17 protein-coding genes are annotated in these 18,885 nt (G+C 48.1%); 7 read left to right on the top strand and 10 right to left on the bottom strand.

What is annotated here, in order from left to right; genetic code table 11:
- Positions 1-158 precede the first annotated feature (158 nt).
- From tyrR to pspA, 7 genes are all read right to left on the bottom strand, one after another.
- Positions 159-1,709 carry a transcriptional regulator TyrR gene (gene tyrR / locus CWE06_RS01635; RefSeq protein WP_126790562.1) on the bottom strand — a complete coding sequence of 517 codons (1,551 nt, stop codon included), beginning with the start codon at positions 1,707-1,709 and terminating at the stop codon, positions 159-161.
- A gap of 159 nt (positions 1,710-1,868) precedes the next feature.
- Positions 1,869-2,213, bottom strand: a complete 345-nt coding sequence (locus CWE06_RS01630) for a 4a-hydroxytetrahydrobiopterin dehydratase (protein WP_126790561.1) — start codon at positions 2,211-2,213, stop codon at positions 1,869-1,871.
- Positions 2,214-2,250: 37 nt separating this feature from the next.
- Positions 2,251-3,048: a phenylalanine 4-monooxygenase gene (gene phhA / locus CWE06_RS01625; RefSeq protein WP_241972441.1), complete on the bottom strand. Its 798-nt coding sequence runs from the start codon at positions 3,046-3,048 to the stop codon at positions 2,251-2,253.
- On the bottom strand, positions 3,045-4,280 hold the full coding sequence (gene megL / locus CWE06_RS01620; RefSeq protein WP_126790560.1) for a methionine gamma-lyase: 1,236 nt from the start codon (positions 4,278-4,280) through the stop codon (positions 3,045-3,047). Before megL ends, phhA begins: the two co-directional genes overlap by 4 nt.
- 223 nt (positions 4,281-4,503) lie before the next feature.
- The gene (pspC, locus tag CWE06_RS01615) at positions 4,504-4,968 is read right to left on the bottom strand and encodes an envelope stress response membrane protein PspC (RefSeq protein ID WP_126790559.1); all 465 of its coding nucleotides are present in this window, start codon (positions 4,966-4,968) and stop codon (positions 4,504-4,506) included.
- 10 nt (positions 4,969-4,978) lie between these two features.
- Positions 4,979-5,221: an envelope stress response membrane protein PspB gene (gene pspB, locus CWE06_RS01610; RefSeq protein ID WP_126791499.1), complete on the bottom strand. Its 243-nt coding sequence runs from the start codon at positions 5,219-5,221 to the stop codon at positions 4,979-4,981.
- Positions 5,222-5,365: 144 nt separating this feature from the next.
- Positions 5,366-6,049 carry a phage shock protein PspA gene (pspA, locus tag CWE06_RS01605; RefSeq protein ID WP_126790558.1) on the bottom strand — a complete coding sequence of 228 codons (684 nt, stop codon included), beginning with the start codon at positions 6,047-6,049 and terminating at the stop codon, positions 5,366-5,368.
- A 281-nt stretch (positions 6,050-6,330) separates the two neighbouring features.
- On the opposite strand from pspA, the gene pspF reads away from it, so the two are divergent.
- The 7 genes from pspF to putP all read left to right on the top strand — a co-directional run bounded on the left by pspF (position 6,331) and on the right by putP (position 14,532).
- Positions 6,331-7,458, top strand: coding sequence for a phage shock protein operon transcriptional activator (gene pspF, locus CWE06_RS01600; RefSeq protein WP_126790557.1), 1,128 nt, complete (start codon positions 6,331-6,333; stop codon positions 7,456-7,458).
- Positions 7,445-9,088, top strand: a complete 1,644-nt coding sequence (locus CWE06_RS01595) for an ABC transporter substrate-binding protein (protein WP_126790556.1) — start codon at positions 7,445-7,447, stop codon at positions 9,086-9,088. The genes pspF and CWE06_RS01595 overlap by 14 nt, the downstream gene beginning before the upstream one ends.
- A complete protein-coding gene (locus CWE06_RS01590; RefSeq protein WP_126790555.1) occupies positions 9,085-10,113 on the top strand; it encodes an ABC transporter permease in 1,029 nt (342 codons plus the stop codon). Before CWE06_RS01595 ends, CWE06_RS01590 begins: the two co-directional genes overlap by 4 nt.
- Positions 10,100-10,993, top strand: a complete 894-nt coding sequence (locus CWE06_RS01585; RefSeq protein ID WP_126790554.1) for an ABC transporter permease subunit — start codon at positions 10,100-10,102, stop codon at positions 10,991-10,993. Before CWE06_RS01590 ends, CWE06_RS01585 begins: the two co-directional genes overlap by 14 nt.
- 2 nt (positions 10,994-10,995) lie before the next feature.
- Positions 10,996-11,982, top strand: a complete 987-nt coding sequence (locus CWE06_RS01580) for an oligopeptide/dipeptide ABC transporter ATP-binding protein (RefSeq protein ID WP_126790553.1) — start codon at positions 10,996-10,998, stop codon at positions 11,980-11,982.
- A gap of 1 nt (position 11,983) precedes the next feature.
- A complete protein-coding gene (locus CWE06_RS01575; RefSeq protein WP_126790552.1) occupies positions 11,984-12,757 on the top strand; it encodes an ATP-binding cassette domain-containing protein in 774 nt (257 codons plus the stop codon).
- A 218-nt stretch (positions 12,758-12,975) separates the two neighbouring features.
- Positions 12,976-14,532 (top strand): sodium/proline symporter PutP, encoded by a 1,557-nt coding sequence (gene putP / locus CWE06_RS01570; RefSeq protein WP_126790551.1) that lies wholly within the window; start codon positions 12,976-12,978, stop codon positions 14,530-14,532.
- A gap of 147 nt (positions 14,533-14,679) precedes the next feature.
- Here the strand turns inward: putP and rssA are convergent, their stop codons facing one another.
- The 3 genes from rssA to recA form a co-directional block, all read right to left on the bottom strand.
- The gene (gene rssA, locus CWE06_RS01565; RefSeq protein ID WP_126790550.1) at positions 14,680-15,681 is read right to left on the bottom strand and encodes a patatin-like phospholipase RssA; all 1,002 of its coding nucleotides are present in this window, start codon (positions 15,679-15,681) and stop codon (positions 14,680-14,682) included.
- On the bottom strand, positions 15,668-17,557 hold the full coding sequence (locus CWE06_RS01560; protein WP_241972440.1) for a DUF885 domain-containing protein: 1,890 nt from the start codon (positions 17,555-17,557) through the stop codon (positions 15,668-15,670). Before CWE06_RS01560 ends, rssA begins: the two co-directional genes overlap by 14 nt.
- A 178-nt stretch (positions 17,558-17,735) precedes the next feature.
- Positions 17,736-18,782, bottom strand: coding sequence for a recombinase RecA (gene recA, locus CWE06_RS01555; protein ID WP_126790549.1), 1,047 nt, complete (start codon positions 18,780-18,782; stop codon positions 17,736-17,738).
- Positions 18,783-18,885: the final 103 nt, after the last annotated feature.

Genomic DNA, 18,885 nt, shown 5'->3' with positions numbered 1-18,885 from the left:
TATGTAAACTTTTGTTTACATAAATACATAACGCTGTACACTTTTGCATACAGCTGGCGTTAGGTCATGCATTTGATGGCGTGTTGTTGACTGAACACTGACGGCTGAATAAGTCTCGAAGTGATCCCGAACCACTAATTTACTCGCCGCTCGTGCGGCTATTTCCGCCGTTGTTTGCCGATGCCATAGTCACGCAGCTTATTCGCCACTGCGGTATGACTAAGGCCAAGTTTACGTGCCAGTTGACGGGTCGACGGGTAGCTTGGATAAAGTCGACGCAACAGCGTACTTTCGAATCGCTTAACGGCATCTTCTAGCGAGCTCTCATCAATATCGATGGCGAGCTGATCATGCACAGCATTCATTTCTGGTAGCTTGATATCAACCGGCTCAAGAACTTCTTTTTCAAGCATAGAAATTGATCGGAACAAGGTATTCTCGAGTTGCCGAATGTTTCCAGGCCAAGTGTAGTTGTTGAGGTAGTCTCGGCAACTCGGCGTTAATCGCACCGGCGGACGCTGCAGTTGTTGACTGAATTTATGCACAAAATGCTCAGCCAGCATGAGTACGTCACCCTTGCGCTCGCGCAGCGCGGGTACTTGCAGTGACAGAACGTTGAGTCGATAAAAGAGATCTTCACGAAACGCGCCAGTTTCTACCCGTTCGAATAAATCGCCGCGCGACAAACAAACGAGGCGTACATCGACCTTAACCATTTGTTCTTCGCCGATCCGACGAAAGCGGCCATCTTCGAGAAATCGCAACAGCTTCGCTTGCAATTCTGGCGACATATCCCCCACTGAATCTAATAATACCGTGCCGCCTTGGGCTTGCTCGAAAATGCCTTTTTTCCCTTGTGGATGATGGGGAAACACGTTCGCCCCGTAGCCAAATAACTCACCTTCGGCGACGTTATCTGGCAATGCACCGCAATTGACCGCCAGAAACGGCTGCTGACTGCGATTTCCAGCTTCATGGCAGGCACGCGCAATTAACTCTTTACCGACACCCGTTTCACCTTCAATGAGCAAGGGTACATCCAACTGCGCCATGCGCTCGGCATCTTTTAGTAGACGTTTCATGCTCGCATGCTGAGTCAGGATTTGCGCAAATGGCGACGGCCGGTCGCCCGCTCTTACGCGCAGCGGTAAAGGTTCCGATTGGCAATGAATCACCGCACCAGCAAAACTAGGCTCACCTTCGGAATCGCTCACCCAAATCGGTAACAAGTTCGCCCGATAGCTCGCTGAACCCAGTTGCAAATATTCAATAAGCGGGTCGTTTGGCTGTTTATCGAGCCATTTGGCTAAATTAAAGCCACCGATGAGTTCATTCGCCAGCGCACCTTTGAGCGCCTCTTTTTCAGCGTCGAGGAGCGCTGCAGCAGCCGAATTGATGACGTCAAAGCGCCCTTTCGAGTCGACCGAAAGTACGGGGTTCGGTAAGGTGCTTAACAACAGATTAAATTCGTAGTGCTCACGCTCAGTGGGCATATAGGGAATGGTTTTTACATCGACGACGTTGGGAATACGGCGGATTTTCGACATGACTAACTGAAAGTCAGTAAACTCGATTGCTGGAAAATTTAAATAGATCTTTCCAATCGGGTCGACTTCAATACCTTTCAAGTCTATTTCATTTTCCCGCAGTATCGTTAAAACATCCTGACATAAACCTAAACGATCACTGCACGTAATTTCCAAACGCATCGGGGCACCAATTTGATTAACGCAACTTACGCTGCACTGTAAATAAAATTATACAGTTTTTGCCCATAAAAAAACAGTATGACGTTGCCGCCATACTGTTTTTAAAGCTGTTGCTGAAATGCGAACAGTCGCTAGTGCGCTCTCCCCGCAGCTAACGGTTTAGGCATCGCTCAGCAATGCGTCAGTCTTTGCTGCCATGATAAAGTCGTTTTTGTGCAAGCCACCAATCGCATGGGTCCACCAAGTGACCGTTACTTTCCCCCACTCGAGGAAAATGCCTGGATGATGAAACTCAGCTTCGGCTAACTCAGCTAGCTTGTTAGTGAACGCCAGTGCCTGCTTAAAGTTCTTAAACTTATAGACACGCTCCAATTGCATAACGTCATCACGAACGATTGCAGCCCAATCCGGGATCTCACGAATTAACGCAGCAAGCTCGTCATCACTTACTTTTGGTGCATCGGCGCGACAAGCTTCACATTTCATATTTGATAATTCAGACATAACAACTTCCAGTTTCTTTATTTTCGTTAAGGGTCAATTAGGCTGCGTTTTTCGGTGGAAACTTGGGCTCAAATAAGCCAAGTTCCATTGCTTCTTGAACAAGTGCCATGATGTCCATATCGGCAATCGCAAATAAGTCGTCGACATTCTCGAGCGTATAGTAAATCGGTTGCATGATATCAATCCGATAGGGTGTACGCAGCGCATCGAGCGGCGTTAATGGCTGACGCTCAGGCTTGTCACTTTCCAGTGCATAGCGCGTTTCACCCGGTGAAGATAAAATCCCACCACCGTAAATTCGTAAACCTTCTGCCGTCTTCAGCAAGCCAAACTCAACGGTAAACCAATACAAACGCGCAAGGTAGACTCGCTCTTTCGGACTAGCTGCATACCCAAGTTTACCGTATTGGTGCGTAAAGTGCGCAAATGCCGGGTTGGTTAATAGTGGGCAGTGACCGAAAATCTCGTGAAAAATATCCGGCTCTTGTAAGTAGTCGAACTCTTCACGCGTACGAATAAAAGTTGCCACCGGGAACTGTTTGTTCGCCAACAACCGGAAAAACTCATCAAACGGAATTAACGCTGGTACCTGAGCCACTTGCCAGCCCGTGGTGGCTTGCAACACGTCATTAATTTCGTGTAATTGGGGAATGCGATCGCGCGGCATATCGAGTAGGCGCAAACCTTCCATATACTCATCACACGCTTTGCCCGGGATGATCTCAAGTTGCCGGGCAACAAGGTCATGCCAAATTTGGTTTTCTTCGTCAGTCCAAGCAATGATGCCATGCTCATCAGGTTGCTTAGAAACATACTTACTTGCTTTCTTACTCATACGTTCTCTACCTCCGTAACTTCGCTCTGCGGAGTATGCTTGGTGTGCGTTTCTAGTTGCTGTAGGCTCTGCGCTAAATCCGCAATGATATCGTCAACATGTTCGAGGCCAACGCTAATACGTATCAGACCATCGGTAATTCCAGCTTGTTCCCGCGCTTCTGGTGTAAGCGGTGAATGCGTCATCGACGCTGGGTGTTGAATTAAGGATTCGGCGTCCCCCAAACTCACAGCAACGCGAATCATTTCAAGCTGATTCAGAAGCTGCACACCAGCCTGATAACCACCCTTCAACTCAAACGCAATCACAGCGCCGGCTGATGCCATTTGACTGCCAATTAACCCATGCCCTTGATGACTTTTCAATCCTGGAAAATACACCTTCGCAACCGCATGGTGGGCAACTAGAAAATCCGCTACGACTGCAGCAGTCGCACAGTGTTTTTCCATACGCAACGCCAAGGTTTTTAGACCACGCGTAATTAACCACGCATCATGAGGCGACATAGTCGCGCCCATGTCTTTGAGCGTCGTCATTTTAATTAAATGAATATCCTCAAGGCTACCGGTAATGACACCAGCGACCACATCACCATGACCATTCAAATACTTAGTCGCGCTGTGCACCACTAGGTGTGCACCAAATTCGCCTGGACGCTGCAAAAGCGGTGTCATAAAGGTGTTATCGACAATCAACCGGACTTCCGGATGCTTTGCACACACCTGCCCCACTTTCTTGAGGTCAATAATCTTCAGGTGCGGGTTCGCTGGCGTTTCCACAAAAACGACTTTGGTATTGGCCTGAAAGGCAGAAGCAAGTGCCGCTGCATCGGTCATATCGACAAAACTAACGTGCACACCAAAGCGCTCAAATAAGTGCGAGAACAATGCGAAACTGCAACCGTAAATACAATCGGATGCAATCACATGGTCACCGGCTTTCAAAAACGCCATGGTCGCCGCTGCGACCGCGCCCATGCCTGTTGCTGCTGCAGCGCCGGCTTCCATACCTTCTAAAGCAGCAACTCGCTGTTCTAGCAAATTAACGGTCGGGTTGCCAAGGCGACTATAGATATAACCCGCTTCTTCACCAGCAAAACGTCGACCGCCTGTCTCCGCATCTGGAAAGACAAACGTTGAGGTTTGATACAACGGACTGACGAGCGCGCCGTGCGGGTCCGTTGGGCTTTCGCCGCCATGAATCACTAAAGATTCTCGATGTAATGACTTCACTGCCGCCTACCTTGTTGAACGAAGTATTTTGTTATTATTGTGTTGTCGCAAGCTTACGGCAGAGGCTGTGATCACAGCAATCTTCAGTAACTGTTCCTACCAGAAATGAGTGTAAGCTTTTCTTTCCAGACGGTAATTTGGCAGCCGCAAAAAGCACAGCCGTTAAAAACACAAAAAGCCGATACCTAAGTAGGTAATCGGCTTTATCGCAGGTGGTGCGGTGTTAGAGTTTTTTAAACTCTTGCAGCACTTGAAACTCTGAAGAAGTCACATACGTTTCCATATTGCGTAACGTTTTTTCCATCCGTGAAAACTCAAGCTCAATATCATCCATCGCTAAATGCGGTGCTTTTCCTGCTTCCCACACGCGGGTTTTAACTTCAATGGTGCGGCCATCCGAGGTGCGTTCTATCCGTGTTTCCTCGCGAATGGTCTGTTCATCCTCATCAAAGCCGGCCTTGCCATATGTCGATTTTGACTTCTTTGCTTTCGGTTCTTTATCGAGTACCACCCAAGCCACAATATAAGCGACAAAGGTCACTTTCGTTGCCAGAATCAAGGCAGTTACAGCAATAATGCGCACAACCCAGAGTTCCCAACCAAAGTAATTCGCAATACCGGCACATACACCGCCAATTTTGCCTTGCTTATCGTCGCGTAGTAATTCTCTTTTCTTCGCAGAGCTCATGATTAACTCCTTAACGGGATTCTTTCCGCCAGTTGCTGTGCTCAGCGTCGAGCAAACTTTCTAGAGTGCGAATACGATCACGCATCTCCTCGGCTTGACGAGCTAGGTCACGCACGCGATCCATATCTTCTTTGCTCATGCCTTCATTTAATTTGCGTTTACTGCGGTAATGCAAAATTACCCAAATTGGCGCAACGAAAATTAAAAAAAGCATTAACGGCGTCATTAACATGCCAACAATTGCAACGTCCATAAATGGTGCCACCTCATTCAAATCACCGAAGTGATGATTAATACTTGTCATGCTTGTCTCATTCTTATTCTTGTCTCAAGTCAGACTCTCAATGATTGTCGCTGCGGGTTGGCGTGCCCAACCCCGCCAGCGATTAACAGCATCTTATGCTTTGTCTTCTTTTTTCGCAGTATCTTTATTCAAGCGTGCTTTCAAAGCTTCTAATTCGGCATCCACTTTGTTTTCACTTTCTAATGCACGGAACTCATCTGCGAGCGTTTTCTTACCCAGGTCATAAGCTTCAACTTGTGACTCGAGATCATCAATTTTTGCTTCATAACGCTCAAACTTGTGCAGCGCATCATCAACTTTGCCGCTGTCTAGCGTCTTCTTCACATTTAAACGTGAACTGACAGTACGCTCACGCATGAGAATTGACTTCTGGCGCGCTTTTGCATCGGCAAGCTTCTCTTGTAACTGCGTAATTTCGCCGCTTAAACGCTCAACATGGTCGTCAACTCGGTCGATTTCTGCCTGTAAGCTTTCCAATGTGTCTTGAAGTTTGCTTTTTTCAAGCAATGCTTGACGAGCAAGATCTTCGCGCTCTTTGCCTAACGCGAGCTCAGCCCGACGTTCCCATTCAACAATCTCACCTTCAAGGCGGGTCAGTTGGCGAACTAAGTCTTTTTTCTCTGACAAAGTTTTAGCTGAAACTGAACGAACTTCCACTAAAGTGTCTTCCATTTCCTGAATAATCAGGCGAACCATCTTTTGTGGATCTTCGGCTTTATCAAGTAACGCATTTAAATTTGCATTTACGATATCGGTGAAGCGTGAAAAAATACCCATAACTTGTACCTCGTAACAAAAGTTTTCCTGTTTGCCCAATGCGGGCGGTATCCATTGCGGTTGGAAACAACCAAACTCTGGTCGACTGCCCCGCTACAAACTGCAAACAGTGGCGTCACTATCAATACATACAAAAACGATGCCAACTTTTTATTTTTTGTTAAACAGCTGAAAAAACGCACTTTTTGTAGTTTAATAAAAAAACGAACGAAAGTGCACTTTTGTGAAAATTAAATAATTAGACTAATAATTAGTGAAATTAGCCAACTGGGAACGCAACTATGTCTAGGTTTCGTGACAACGAAAACCTCATCGGTCAAGCCAATAGCTTCCTTGAAGTTCTTGAGCAAGTCTCACGTGCCGCACCGTTAAATAAACCGGTGTTAATTATTGGCGAGCGTGGAACTGGTAAAGAACTGATTGCCGCACGATTACATTATCTCTCCTCACGCTGGGAGCAGCCGTACTTAAAGCTCAATTGTGCCGCGCTCAACGACAATTTACTCGATAGCGAACTTTTTGGTCATGAGTCTGGTTCCTTTACCGGCGCCAGCAAACGCCACGAAGGCCGTTTCGAACGTGCGGACAAAGGTTCGCTGTTTCTCGACGAACTGGCTACTACCTCTGCTCTTGTCCAAGAAAAGCTCCTGCGGGTTATAGAATATGGTGAGTTTGAGCGTGTGGGTGGTACGCGGCCGGTAAAAGTCGATGTCCGTTTAATCGCTGCGACCAACGAAGATTTACCAACATTAGCAGCAGAAAATCGATTCCGTGCTGATCTTCTCGACCGGCTTGCCTTTGATGTCATTACACTGCCCCCTTTACGAGAGCGCCAAGAAGACATCTTATTACTTGCCGAGCACTTTGCTATTCAAATGGCCCGCGAACTAGAACTTGAGTGCTTTGCCGGCTTTACCAATAAAGCCAAAGAAACATTAATGAGCTATCACTGGCCTGGCAATGTCCGCGAACTTAAAAATGTGGTCGAACGCAGCTTATATCGCCATAACAGCGCGCATTTGCCCTTGCATGATATTATCTTGAATCCATTTAGCAGCCCTTGGCGACCGGTAAGTTCTAAGGCTGCTCATGGCCATGCGAATAAGGACACGTCGCCATCTGTGGCCGATGTTAGCGCCCAGCCAGAAGTTAACTGCGCAGATCCTGCTACAATGACAGTAACGAGCCGCCAACAAACTCAATCACCAGGCTTTGCGATTCATCTTCAACAATCGGTCGACTTTAAGCAGGTCAGCCAAGATTTTGAAATCGACTTAATTCAGCAAGCGCTGCAACACTGTCAGTTTAATCAGAAGAAAACCGCTGAGTTTTTGCAGCTGACCTATCATCAGTTGCGTGGTTATTTAAAAAAGTATCAATTACTCGAGGGCACTAATGGCGACGACTAAACGTTCGCTGATAAAGACATGCACGGCGGCGCTCTGCCTGCCCGTACTGATTGCCTGTGCGCCACAGTCGGAGCAAGAAGCAACCTTAGGGGTATTGTATTGTGCCGAAGGTAACCCGGAGTCTTTTAATCCACAACTCGTCACTTCCGGCACCACGTTAGACATGACGGCGGCACAACTTTACGATCGCCTCATCGAGTACAGTCATAAAGAAAATAACTATCAACCTGCGCTGGCTGAACGCTGGTCCATCGACGAACACGGACTTCGCTATACCTTTTATCTGCGCGACGATGTGCAGTTTCATACAACCGACTGGTTTCAGCCTTCGCGGCCATTGAACGCCAATGATGTCGTTTTTAGTTTTCGTCGCTGGTTCGACCCTAGTCACCCATTTCACTCGGTTTCAGGGCGCGGTTATCCATTTTTCACGGCCAGTGGCATTACCGAATTGATTGACTCGATGAAGGCTCTCGACGAACACACCGTCGAAATTCGCCTTAAACAGCAAGACAGTTCTTTTTTGGCAAATCTAGCCTCTGATTTTGCCATCATTCTATCTGCAGAATACGGCCATCAATTGCTTGCAGCCGGGACGCCCGAGCTCATCGATCAACGTCCCATTGGTACTGGCCCATTTCAATTTAGCGATTTTCGTAAAGACGTACTGGTGCGTTATCACCGACATCCAAACTACTGGCGTGAATTGGCAGCAAGCGAACAAATTGTGTTTCGCATTACCCAGAGCGACCATAAGCGCATGCTCATGTTACTCACCCAAGACTGCGATATTTCTCCCTATCCACCAGCGCGCGATGTCGAATGGCTTCGCCAAAAAGAAAGTATAGAATTACAAGCCACCGTTAGTCCAAATACTGCGTTTTGGGCATTCAATACCGAACGGCCACCTTTTGACGACCCGAGAGTGCGCCAAGCACTCGCCCATGCAATTGACCGGGATGCTTTATTAAGAGCCGTCTATTTTGAACATGCTGTGCGGGCGGACTCAATTCTGCCAAACACCTCGTGGGCCCATCACCCGATTCCGGACGCGTATCGTTTTGACCCGGAGCGAGCTCGCGAACTCTTAGCGGAAGCCGATTTAGCCGATGGGTTTAGCATGGATATCTGGGCCATTCCGGTGCAACGTGGCTACAACCCAAATGCCCGTCTGATGGCAGAACGCATGCAATCCGATCTCGCCCGAATTGGCGTTCGTGCGAATATCGTCAGCTATGAGTGGAGCACATTTCGTCGTCGTTTAGCCGAAGGATTGCACGACAGTGTTCTTATTGGTTGGTCCGCTGATCACGCTGACCCAGATAACTTCTTTCGGCCGTTACTAAGTTGTCGCGCTAAAGAATCTGGCAATAATCGCGCCCAATGGTGCGACCCGTTGTTTGATGACCTTCTTAATGCTGCAATTCGCACCGAACTCATGCCAACGCGGCAGAACTTTTATCAACAGGCACAAGAATACCTCGCTATTGAAGTGCCGTTACTGCCGATTGCTCATTCTGTGCGTTTCCAAGCCAGTCAGGCTGATATAGAAGGCTTGCAACTCGCTCCATTTGGTGGCATCGAGCTGCGTCGAGTCAAACATCGTGACACGCAGGAGCTACGGCCATGACACGTTACCTGCTGCGGCAAATCACCCTGCTGTTTTTTACCTTACTAGCACTCAGTTTATTCACATTCTGTTTAAGTTATTGGTTTGCTGGCTCCGCAGTCACCAATAGCAGCGGCATTTTTCCTGATGATCCAAGTTATGCCACCATTGCTACTGCACGCGGTTTTGATGGTGGCTATTTTGGGCAATATATTGCCTATTTGCGCCATCTTTTTGCCGGTGACTGGGGGCGCTCACTGTTAGACGGGGCACCTGTATTCGAGCAATTGATTGTTCGTTTTGGCGCGAGCCTCGAGATTATGCTCTTAGCGCTATTGGTCGCATGGTTTCCGGGCGTCGCTTTTGGCGTTCTTGCGGCTTTGAAACCAGGCCGGTCAGTGGACAATACCATTCTCGGCATGAGCATTTCCGGTTATTCAATTCCAGTTTTCTGGTTTGCCCAGCTCGCCATTCTTCTGGTCGCGGTGCAATGGGGACTGACACCCATTGCCGGCCAGATTAACCCTCTCTTTGACATCCCTGCCGTCACTGGTTCGATTCTCATTGATATTGCGCTAGCGCAACCAGCAAATCCGCAAGCTGCCTATTACAGCGCGTTCATGCATATGATTCTACCGGTTACTGTCTTAGCCATTATGCCGATGATGCTACTGATACGACTCACACGAAATAGCATGCTCGATGTCTTGAACAAAAACTATATTGTTTCGTCATACGCCAAGGGCATGTCGACCCGTCGTGTGCTCTGGTCACACGCCCTACCGAATGCCATGCAACAAGTTATTCGTCAACTCAGCAACCTGATCAGCTTGCTCATTGCCAATACCTTTATTTTGGAAGTTATATTTTCTTGGCCAGGTATTGGCAATTGGCTTGTACGCAGTATTTACGAACGCGACTACCCGGTCATTCAGGGCGGACTCTTAATTATTGGTAGCTTAATCTTAGTCACGCATGTTCTGCTCAATCTGTTTCATGCGTGGCGCTACCCGCAAGTCAGGAAAGACCTTTATGCCGCGCCCTAATTTATATTACGAAGAGCGAATGCCCTCACCGCTGCAACGCGTTTGGCTTGAGTTTCGACGCAATGCGTTTGCCATTGGGGCCTTGTATATTCTCATATTCATTGTCTTTATTAGCTTATTCGGTCCATTGCTAACCCCTTATGGACCGAATCAGCAGTTTATCGACGCAATCTCATTGCCGCCAGCTTGGTCAGTGAATGGCGATGTCCGATTTCTTTTAGGAACCGACGAGCTCGGTCGTGACATGATTACGCGCCTCATTTACGGTGCGCGCTATAGCTTTGCTTTACCCTTACTCGTGGTGATCATTTCTGCTCTGATTGGGGTAACATTAGGTGCTATCGCAGCAATGACGGTTGGGGTGAAAAGCTCAACGCTGAAGCATTTACTCGATGTTTTAATGTCAATTCCGTCACTGTTACTCGCCCTCGTCATTATTGCTTTAACTGGCCCGGGGCTAGGCAATGCGTTACTTGCTATTGGCCTTGTAATGATTCCTCAATTTTTGCACGTAACCCGCAACGCCATTCATGACGAACGGCGCAAACCCTATGTCACCGCTAGCCGGTTAAATGGCGTATCCGACTACTATTTATTGACGATGGTCTTTTTCCCTAACATCGTTCGCGTGCTCGTTATTCAATTTACTATTGGTTTGTCCGTTGCGATTTTTGACATCGCCGCGCTCGGCTTTCTGCGCCTCGGCGCTCAAGCACCAACGCCGGAATGGGGCTCGATGCTAGCGCAAAGCCTAGAAGTCGCTTACGTGACACCTTGGGTCATGGCACTACCCGGCTTAGCATTATTTATTACGCTGGTCAGCGTGAACTTAGTCGGTGAAACGTTGCGCCAAGCCATCCAAAAACAGTTGGAGCAATAACTATGCTCTTGGATATTCGCAATTTGACCATCCGAACCAAAACAAATATCGGCACCGTTAATGTTCTTGATAAGGTTAATTTGCAGATTCACGAAGGCGAAATTCACACCTTAGTCGGCGAATCTGGCTCAGGCAAAAGCCTAATTGCCCGCGCGATTATGGGCTTTTTAAGTGAACGCTGGGACGTCACTGCCGATCGAGTCTGGTTTGAAGGTAAAGATCTTTTAAGCCTCAGCGCTGCAGAACGACGAGACATTATCGGTGTCGACATTGCGATGATATTTCAGGATGCCAAGAGTTATCTCGACCCGAATTTAACCATCGGCGAGCAACTCAGTGAAGCCGTACTTGATCGTGACCTTGATGGGAGCTGGTGGCAACGCTCAAAACAGCGTAAAGAGCGCGTTATTTCTTTGCTTCATCGGGTTGGGATTAAAAACCACAAAGCCATGATGCAATCCTATGCGCATGAACTGTCCGAAGGTGCGGCACAGAAAATCATGATTGCTAGTGCGATTGCCCATCGGCCAAAGCTCTTGATTGCAGACGAACCGACGTCAACCATGGAGCCCGCAACGCGCCAACAAATTTATCGCCTGCTGGCACAGTTTCATGCTCGCTATGGCATGTCGATGCTGATGATCAGCCAGGATCTTGGCGCTATCATGCCGCAAACCGAACGTATCTCGATGATCTACAGTGGTCAGTTAATGGAAACCGGTCCTGCGGAACCGCTCTTACAAAAACCCTATCATCCTTATACTGAAGCGTTGTTGAATACTTCGCTCTATCGGCAAGCGGAGTCACAGCCACGCACCAAGTTACCAACGCTCCCAGGGGTTGAGCCTACTCTGCAGCATCTGCCGATTGGTTGCCGCTTGGGACCACGTTGTCCCTATGCTAAACCGGAATGCATTAAGACACCGAAGACATTGAAGCTCCGTGACCGCATGTACGCGTGCCATCACCCAGTGAACCTGGAGGATTAAGATGAAGCCATTATTAGTGGTCGAATCCTTGCGCAAGGTTTACCACAGCCGCACCGGCCTCTTTCAACAGCAAACCACAGTCGCCCTCGATGATGTCAGTTTTACCGTCAATGAAGGCCAAACCTTGGCCGTCATGGGTACTAATGGTTCTGGTAAATCGACTTTAGCGGCGCTCATCAGCGGCGCCGTTGCGCCGACTTCCGGTCGTTTAGTTTTCGCCGGAGAAGAACTAGAAGCTGGCAATTATCGGCAGCGCGCCCAAGTGATTCGGATGATTTTTCAAGACGCTGATGCGTCCTTAAATCCACATTTGACGCTAGGTCGGCAACTCGAAGAGCCTCTCCTGTTTAATACCAAGCTCAATGCCCGTCAACGCCATGAGCGGATTATGAAAACCTTACACCAAGTCGGTTTACTTGCTGAGCACATGGTGTTTTACCCGCATATGATGTCAACAGGACAAAAACAACGGGCAAGTATCGCCCGTGCAATCATTTTGCAGCCAAAATTATTGGTTGCTGACGAGGCACTCGCAACGCTTGATTCGTCGGTACGGGCTCAGATTATTAATCTGTTACTGGATCTCCAACGTGATCTTAAAATGTCCTATATCTTTATCTCGCAAAGCCCAGAAATCGTTCGGCATCTCGCTGACGAAGTGATGATTATGAAAGATGGCCAAGTCATCGAACATGGGGATGTTCAGGACGTATTTACAGCACCGAAAGAACAGTATACCGAGCTGATGTTGATGTCAGAGTTGCAGCGCAAATAGTTGAGTGAAAACTATACCAGACGTGCACCTCAGCTTGAGAACCCTGCTCGATTTTGTTAGCGTGTTGCAGTTTGTGAGACTGTGTTGAGGATTTAAAAAACGTTGTTCGGGCTGTTTAGCAAAAGTTTTGTCGCAATTCGCTTGCTAAACCTTCTGAGCTCCACATACTAACTTTAGCGATAACCATAATAAGAACGCCAAACAATAGGAGTATCATTTTGGAAACAGGAACCCTGATTTCTCTCGCCATTTATTTCATCGCCATGCTAGGGATTGGCGTCTATGGCTACTACAAGTCAACCAGTGATTTATCCGATTACATGCTCGGTGGTCGCCGCCTTGGGCCGGGCGTCACCGCTCTGTCTGCGGGTGCATCCGACATGAGTGGATGGATGCTGATGGGGTTACCAGGCGCATTCTTTGTCGCCGGCTTCTCCGAGGTTTGGATTGCCATTGGTTTAGTCGCTGGTGCCTATGTCAATTACCGCGTTGTGGCTCCAAGACTGCGTATGTATACCTACATGGCAAAAGACTCGATCACCATTCCCGACTTCTTTGAAAACCGCTTCAACGATAACTCACGTGTTCTGCGTTTAGTTTCCGCGATCGTTATTATCATCTTCTTCACACTATATACATCGTCCGGTTTAGTCGCCGGTGGCACACTGTTCGAAAATGCCTTTGGTATGGACTACCACTACGGGTTACTGTTAACCGCCGGTGTGGTTGTCGCATACACGCTCATTGGTGGCTTTTTGGCGGTCAGCATGACCGACTTTGTGCAGGGTTGTATCATGTTCATCGCTTTGGTGATGGTACCTCTGGTAGCCTTCTCGGTACTCGGTGGCAGCAGTGAAGTGGTGACCCAAGTTCGTGATTTAAACCCGGGCATGCTAAACCCATTCTACGGCGCGACATTCCTTGGTGTCGTTTCGTTACTCGCATGGGGCTTAGGTTATTTCGGTCAACCGCATATCATTGTGCGTTTTATGGCGATTAAATCGGTTCGTGACTTTAAAGTCGCGCGTCGAATTGGTATGACGTGGATGATTGTCGCGATTATTGGTGCCATGCTCACCGGTATCGCGGGCGCTGCGTATGTGCAAGTGTACGGTGGCGCACTGACCGGCAATGTCTATATGTCTGCTGATGGCTCGCTCGCTAATGCTGAGACGATTTTCATTGTCTTATCGCAGATTCTCTTCCACCCACTCGTTGGTGGTTTCCTCTTAGCCGCCATTCTCGCAGCAATTATGAGTACGATTTCGTCGCAATTGCTGGTGACGTCAAGTGCGCTAACTCAGGACTTCTATAAGAGTTTCTTGCACAAAGACGCGTCCGACAAAGTACAAGTATTAGCGGGTCGTTTATCAGTGTTAATCGTTGCCCTCATCGCCATTGCCCTTTCATGGGTTCCGCGCGACACCATTCTTGGCCTGGTCGGTAATGCTTGGGCTGGCTTCGGTGCTGCATTTGGACCACTGATTATCCTTAGCTTGTATTGGAAATATATGAATCGCTGGGGCGCCTTAGCCGGTATGGTTGTCGGGGCTGTCACCGTGTTGTTCTGGATTTACGTACCAATCAACGGTGCGCCGCTCAGCGCGCATTTATACGAAATGGTACCAGGCGTAATTCTGTCAACACTGGCGATTCTGATTGTCAGTAAGCTGACCCAAGATCCTGAAGCTGCTGTGCAAAAAACCTTTGACGACATGGAAGTTGAAATGAAGGAACATGCTGAGACGCCAGCTACAGCCGAGCAAAAAGGTTAAGCTGCTCTATTAGCAGTCATTGCAAGTCTTGCAATTAAAAAGGGGGACAACCTAGGATTGAAACTTGGTTGTCCCCCTTTGCTATTCGCTGTAAAAATAAACCGCAAACTCGCATTTCTGCCAATTTAATTTAAGTGCAAACAGTGCCTATCGAGTCGGACCGCCATTACGACGTTTCTTCATGATCCGTAATTCGTCCAGAATTAAATCCTTTAAACGAATTGTCGTCTCATAGCCGATATCAATCGCTTCGCTGCCATGGTCAAATTCAAGTAAGCCAATATCACCGAGTTTAGGTTGTAATAAAATATCTGGCGGATCCCCAGCCATTCGAGCCTTGGTTATCCGCTCTTGCATGATATCAATCGAACCCGCCATGACGCCAAGCATGCTTGGGGACTTCGGCTCCCGCGTGAATTTTTGCCGAACTTCCGCCATAAATTGCGAACTACGCGCTAAAAAGCTTTGAAAACCATTTTGCTCATCGTCAACTTTTTTACTGTCGCTCGAGGCTTTTGCCTGCTTCGCCGTCTTATCGCTATCACTTTGCGGTGCTTGAGAAGCCGCTGGTGCATGATCATCGACATGAACCTGCGAATTTAAATGCACCGCGATAACAAAGTCGGCTTCGAGTGCCCGTGCCAATGAGACTGGAACAGGGTTAACTAGGGCGCCGTCAACGAGCCAGCGACCGTCATAGGATTTAGGCGCTAACAAACCCGGCATTGCACAACTCGCTCGCGCAACAGAAAACAGATCGCCTTTCTTTAGCCAAATTTCTTTACCCGTATACAAGTCCGTCGCAATTGCGGCGTAACGGCGTTCAAGCGTACTTATTTCAAGCGCTCCAAAGCGTTCACGGGCGTGGTTAAAGACTTTTTCGCCGCCGACCATGCCACCGCTCGATAAACCAAAGTCGAGTAGATTGAACACTGCCCAGCGGTCCATGCCGCGCACCCATTTTTCTAATTCATCGAGTTTTCCAGCAGCGTATGCCCCACCGACGAGAGAACCAATGGAGGTGCCCGTGACTATTTGAATCTCGATCCCCATATCTTCCAACGCCCGAATCACGCCAATATGCGCCCAGCCGCGTGCAGCACCGGAACCTAGAGCTAGGCCGACCTTGAGCTTATTATTTGTCGCCATTGCCATCACCTCCCTCAGATAACACCCATGCATCGATTTGTTGGCTTAATAATTCGAGTGGTAATGCCCCGTGACGGAGCACTTGCCAATGAAACTCGCGGACATCGAAATCATCACCGAGTGCGGCTTCCGCCTTATCTCGCAGACCTTGAATGTGCAACTGTCCGATTTTATAAGCCAATGCTTGTCCGGGCAGCGCCATGAAGCGCTCGGCTTCGGAAACCGCTCGTGCTTCCTGCACCGGTGCATTAGCATACATATAGTCCAAGACGTCCTGACGCGACCAACCATAAGCATGAATACCCGTGTCGACGACTAACCGAATTGCCCGCCATAACTCAGCAATATACTGCCCGTAGCGGTCATAGGACTCGTAAACACCTAGCTCGTCACCCAGTGACTCAGCATACAAGCCCCAGCCTTCATTGAAAGCAGTTTCCACGCCGTAACGCCGAAATGGCGGCAGGTGTTCCATTTCCCGTTGTAACGCGAGTTGATAATGATGACCTGGAATCGCCTCATGCAAAGTCAACGCGCCTTTCGCCCACGTCGGTCGTGCCGGTAAGTCATAGGTATTGAGATAGAAAATACCGGGGCGACTGCCGTCTTCTGAAGGAACTGAATAGCTACCTGAACTTGCGCTGCGCTCACGAAACTCTTCCACTTTGCGAATTTCATATCCTGCTCTTGGTAAACGTTCAGCGAAAAATAATCGCTCGGTTCGTTCTTCAACCGCGGCTGCAAACGCTCGGTAATCCGCTAACATTTCTTCTCGTGTCGCATAATGAAACTGTGGATCATCGCGCGTGAAAGCGAAAAACTCGGCCAACGTTCCGGTAAAATCAACTTCATCCATCACTGTGCCGATAGCATCGTGCAAACGTGCAACTTCGGAGAGGCCAATGGCGTGAATCTCGTCAGCGGTTAAATTTGTCGTGGTATGGAAACGTACAGCAAATTCATACCATGCTTTCCCGTTGGGAAGAGTGCCGATCCCAAATTCATCGGTTCGCGCGGCCGGTAAATACTCAAATTCAAGAAAATCGGCAAGTGCCCTATAAGCAGGTAACACCGCTTCCTGCAACGCCGCTTGATAGCTAGCGGATAACTCGGTTCGCGACGCTTCAAGCGTCTCCGGTAATAGCAATAACGGCTGCCAAAAAATGCTCGACTGATAATCTTCTGTTGCAATGGCATGGGTTCGAACTTGGTCAATTAAGCGTTGGACAACAACCGCAGGCAGCACAACATCTTGCTCGATACCTTGGCGCATATTGCGCTCTATACCAGCGAAAAATTGCGGTATTTGCCGCATCCGCCGCTCCCATTGGGCATAATGCTCCAACTGACCAAATGGCTGAGCGCCGGTTCCCGAGCCTAGCACTGCCAATTGACTTGGCGCATTATAGAATTGATTCATCGGGATTAAATGCTCAGGAAATTGCATTTGTTCAAGAGCGACGCGGCGATCCCGTCGAAATAATTGATAGGTCAGGTAATCGGACTCACTCAGCTGCGCAGGATCGATTCGTTCGACTGCAGCTAAGTACTCTTCTTCCAACATCCGCTGGCGGTACCTATGTTCTTCACTATAGACATCCGGCAAACGGTCGTGTTGTTGCCCTTGTCCCATCAGCGTTGCTTGTAACGGATTTAGCTCTAAGTTGGCTTGAAAGTAAGCGTCATAGATTTTAGTTAAAGTAGCAGCGGTAGGACTACCTGCTGAACCGGACGGAGCCGAAGTATCTCGTGGGCTGCAGGCAACCACAAAGATCAGGGCAACAATAAAAGCAATTGGAATGAACCAAGTACTTTGGGTTGTTGTTAAACGAGAGAAACGTAATTTTTGCAACTGTAAATTTTGAACCATCGACATGTACTGTTATCCATTCCAAGCACAACGTTAATTGAGCTGAAATCATGCCATATTCACACACAACAAACTAGCAGGAAAAACCCCCATTATTGGCTCGCAACAATGGGGGTTTGAATCATCGTTCTGGAATTATGTCGGCAACAGTGTTCACGAATATACCTGCCAACTAAAACACGCTTTAATCTTCGAGTGCTTCCGGAGTTTCTGCAAGCGCTGGGTCATCAGCTGCAATGGTTGGCTTCAGTAACAACATGTCGCGTAGTTGCTTCTCAACTTCATTGGCAATCTTTGGATTATCTGCCAAGAATTTCATTGAGTTTGCTTTGCCTTGACCAATTTTATCGCCTTTATAGCTATACCAAGCACCGGCTTTATCAATCAGTTTGTGCTTCACACCTAAATCGATCAGTTCGCCTTCTTTAGAAATCCCAGCACCGTACATGATCTGGAAGTTAGCTTCTTTAAACGGCGGTGCAACTTTGTTCTTCACGACTTTCACACGCGTTTCGTTACCAACAACCTCATCGCCTTCTTTTAGCGAACCTGTCCGGCGAATGTCTAAACGTACAGACGCATAGAATTTCAGTGCATTACCACCGGTCGTTGTTTCTGGGTTACCAAACATGACACCGATTTTCATCCGAATCTGGTTAATGAAAATACACATGGTGTTTGATTTTTTAATGTTGGCGGTTAGCTTGCGCAATGCCTGTGACATTAGGCGTGCTTGCAAGCCCATGTGCGAGTCACCCATTTCACCTTCAATTTCGGCTTTCGGCGTTAATGCGGCAACCGAGTCAACGATAATCACATCAACGGCGGCGGAACGAACCAACATGTCACAGATTTCTAAGGCTTGTTCACCCGTATCTGGTTGCGACACTAATAACTCGTCAACCTTAACCCCTAATTTCTCCGCATAGACTGGATCGAGAGCGTGTTCCGCATCAACGAACGCACAAGTCTTCCCTTGCTTCTGCGCTTCGGCGATAACTTGCAACGTTAAGGTGGTTTTACCGCTTGATTCTGGACCGTAAATTTCAATCACACGTCCGCAAGGAAGACCGCCAATACCAAGAGCGATATCTAAACTTAATGAACCGGTTGAAATCGCTTCGATATCCATGGCTCGATTATCGCCTAAACGCATAATCGCACCTTTACCAAACTGCCGTTCGATCTGACCGAGCGCAGCAGCCAGCGCTTTTTGTTTGTTCTCGTTCATATTTATCGCTCCGCTATTCTTGCAAAACTGTTCGATTGGAAACTAACCTAATTGCTAACAAGTATACTGGTTATCTATACAGTATCAAGCCGATTTGGCGATT

The organism is Aliidiomarina haloalkalitolerans, assembly GCF_003987315.1.
GTDB lineage: Bacteria > Pseudomonadota > Gammaproteobacteria > Enterobacterales > Alteromonadaceae > Aliidiomarina > Aliidiomarina haloalkalitolerans.
The sequence above is the reverse complement of the archived record's forward strand: the minus strand, read 5'-3'. Positions and strand labels throughout refer to the sequence as shown.

Bases quoted from the DNA above. Each gene is read 5' to 3' on its own strand.
- pspB (WP_126791499.1), bottom strand. From the start codon at position 5,221: ATGGACGTTGCAATTGTTGGCATGTTAATGACGCCGTTAATGCTTTTT.
- CWE06_RS01585 (WP_126790554.1), top strand. From the start codon at position 10,100: ATGCCGCGCCCTAATTTATATTACGAAGAGCGAATGCCCTCACCGCTG.
- rssA (WP_126790550.1), bottom strand. From the start codon at position 15,681: ATGGCGACAAATAATAAGCTCAAGGTCGGCCTAGCTCTAGGTTCCGGT.
- phhA (WP_241972441.1), bottom strand. From the start codon at position 3,048: ATGAGTAAGAAAGCAAGTAAGTATGTTTCTAAGCAACCTGATGAGCAT.
- tyrR (WP_126790562.1), bottom strand. From the start codon at position 1,709: ATGCGTTTGGAAATTACGTGCAGTGATCGTTTAGGTTTATGTCAGGAT.
- CWE06_RS01590 (WP_126790555.1), top strand. From the start codon at position 9,085: ATGACACGTTACCTGCTGCGGCAAATCACCCTGCTGTTTTTTACCTTA.
- pspC (WP_126790559.1), bottom strand. From the start codon at position 4,968: ATGAGCTCTGCGAAGAAAAGAGAATTACTACGCGACGATAAGCAAGGC.
- pspA (WP_126790558.1), bottom strand. From the start codon at position 6,049: ATGGGTATTTTTTCACGCTTCACCGATATCGTAAATGCAAATTTAAAT.
- CWE06_RS01595 (WP_126790556.1), top strand. From the start codon at position 7,445: ATGGCGACGACTAAACGTTCGCTGATAAAGACATGCACGGCGGCGCTC.
- recA (WP_126790549.1), bottom strand. From the start codon at position 18,782: ATGAACGAGAACAAACAAAAAGCGCTGGCTGCTGCGCTCGGTCAGATC.
- CWE06_RS01575 (WP_126790552.1), top strand. From the start codon at position 11,984: ATGAAGCCATTATTAGTGGTCGAATCCTTGCGCAAGGTTTACCACAGC.
- CWE06_RS01560 (WP_241972440.1), bottom strand. From the start codon at position 17,557: ATGTCGATGGTTCAAAATTTACAGTTGCAAAAATTACGTTTCTCTCGT.
- CWE06_RS01580 (WP_126790553.1), top strand. From the start codon at position 10,996: ATGCTCTTGGATATTCGCAATTTGACCATCCGAACCAAAACAAATATC.
- pspF (WP_126790557.1), top strand. From the start codon at position 6,331: ATGTCTAGGTTTCGTGACAACGAAAACCTCATCGGTCAAGCCAATAGC.
- CWE06_RS01630 (WP_126790561.1), bottom strand. From the start codon at position 2,213: ATGTCTGAATTATCAAATATGAAATGTGAAGCTTGTCGCGCCGATGCA.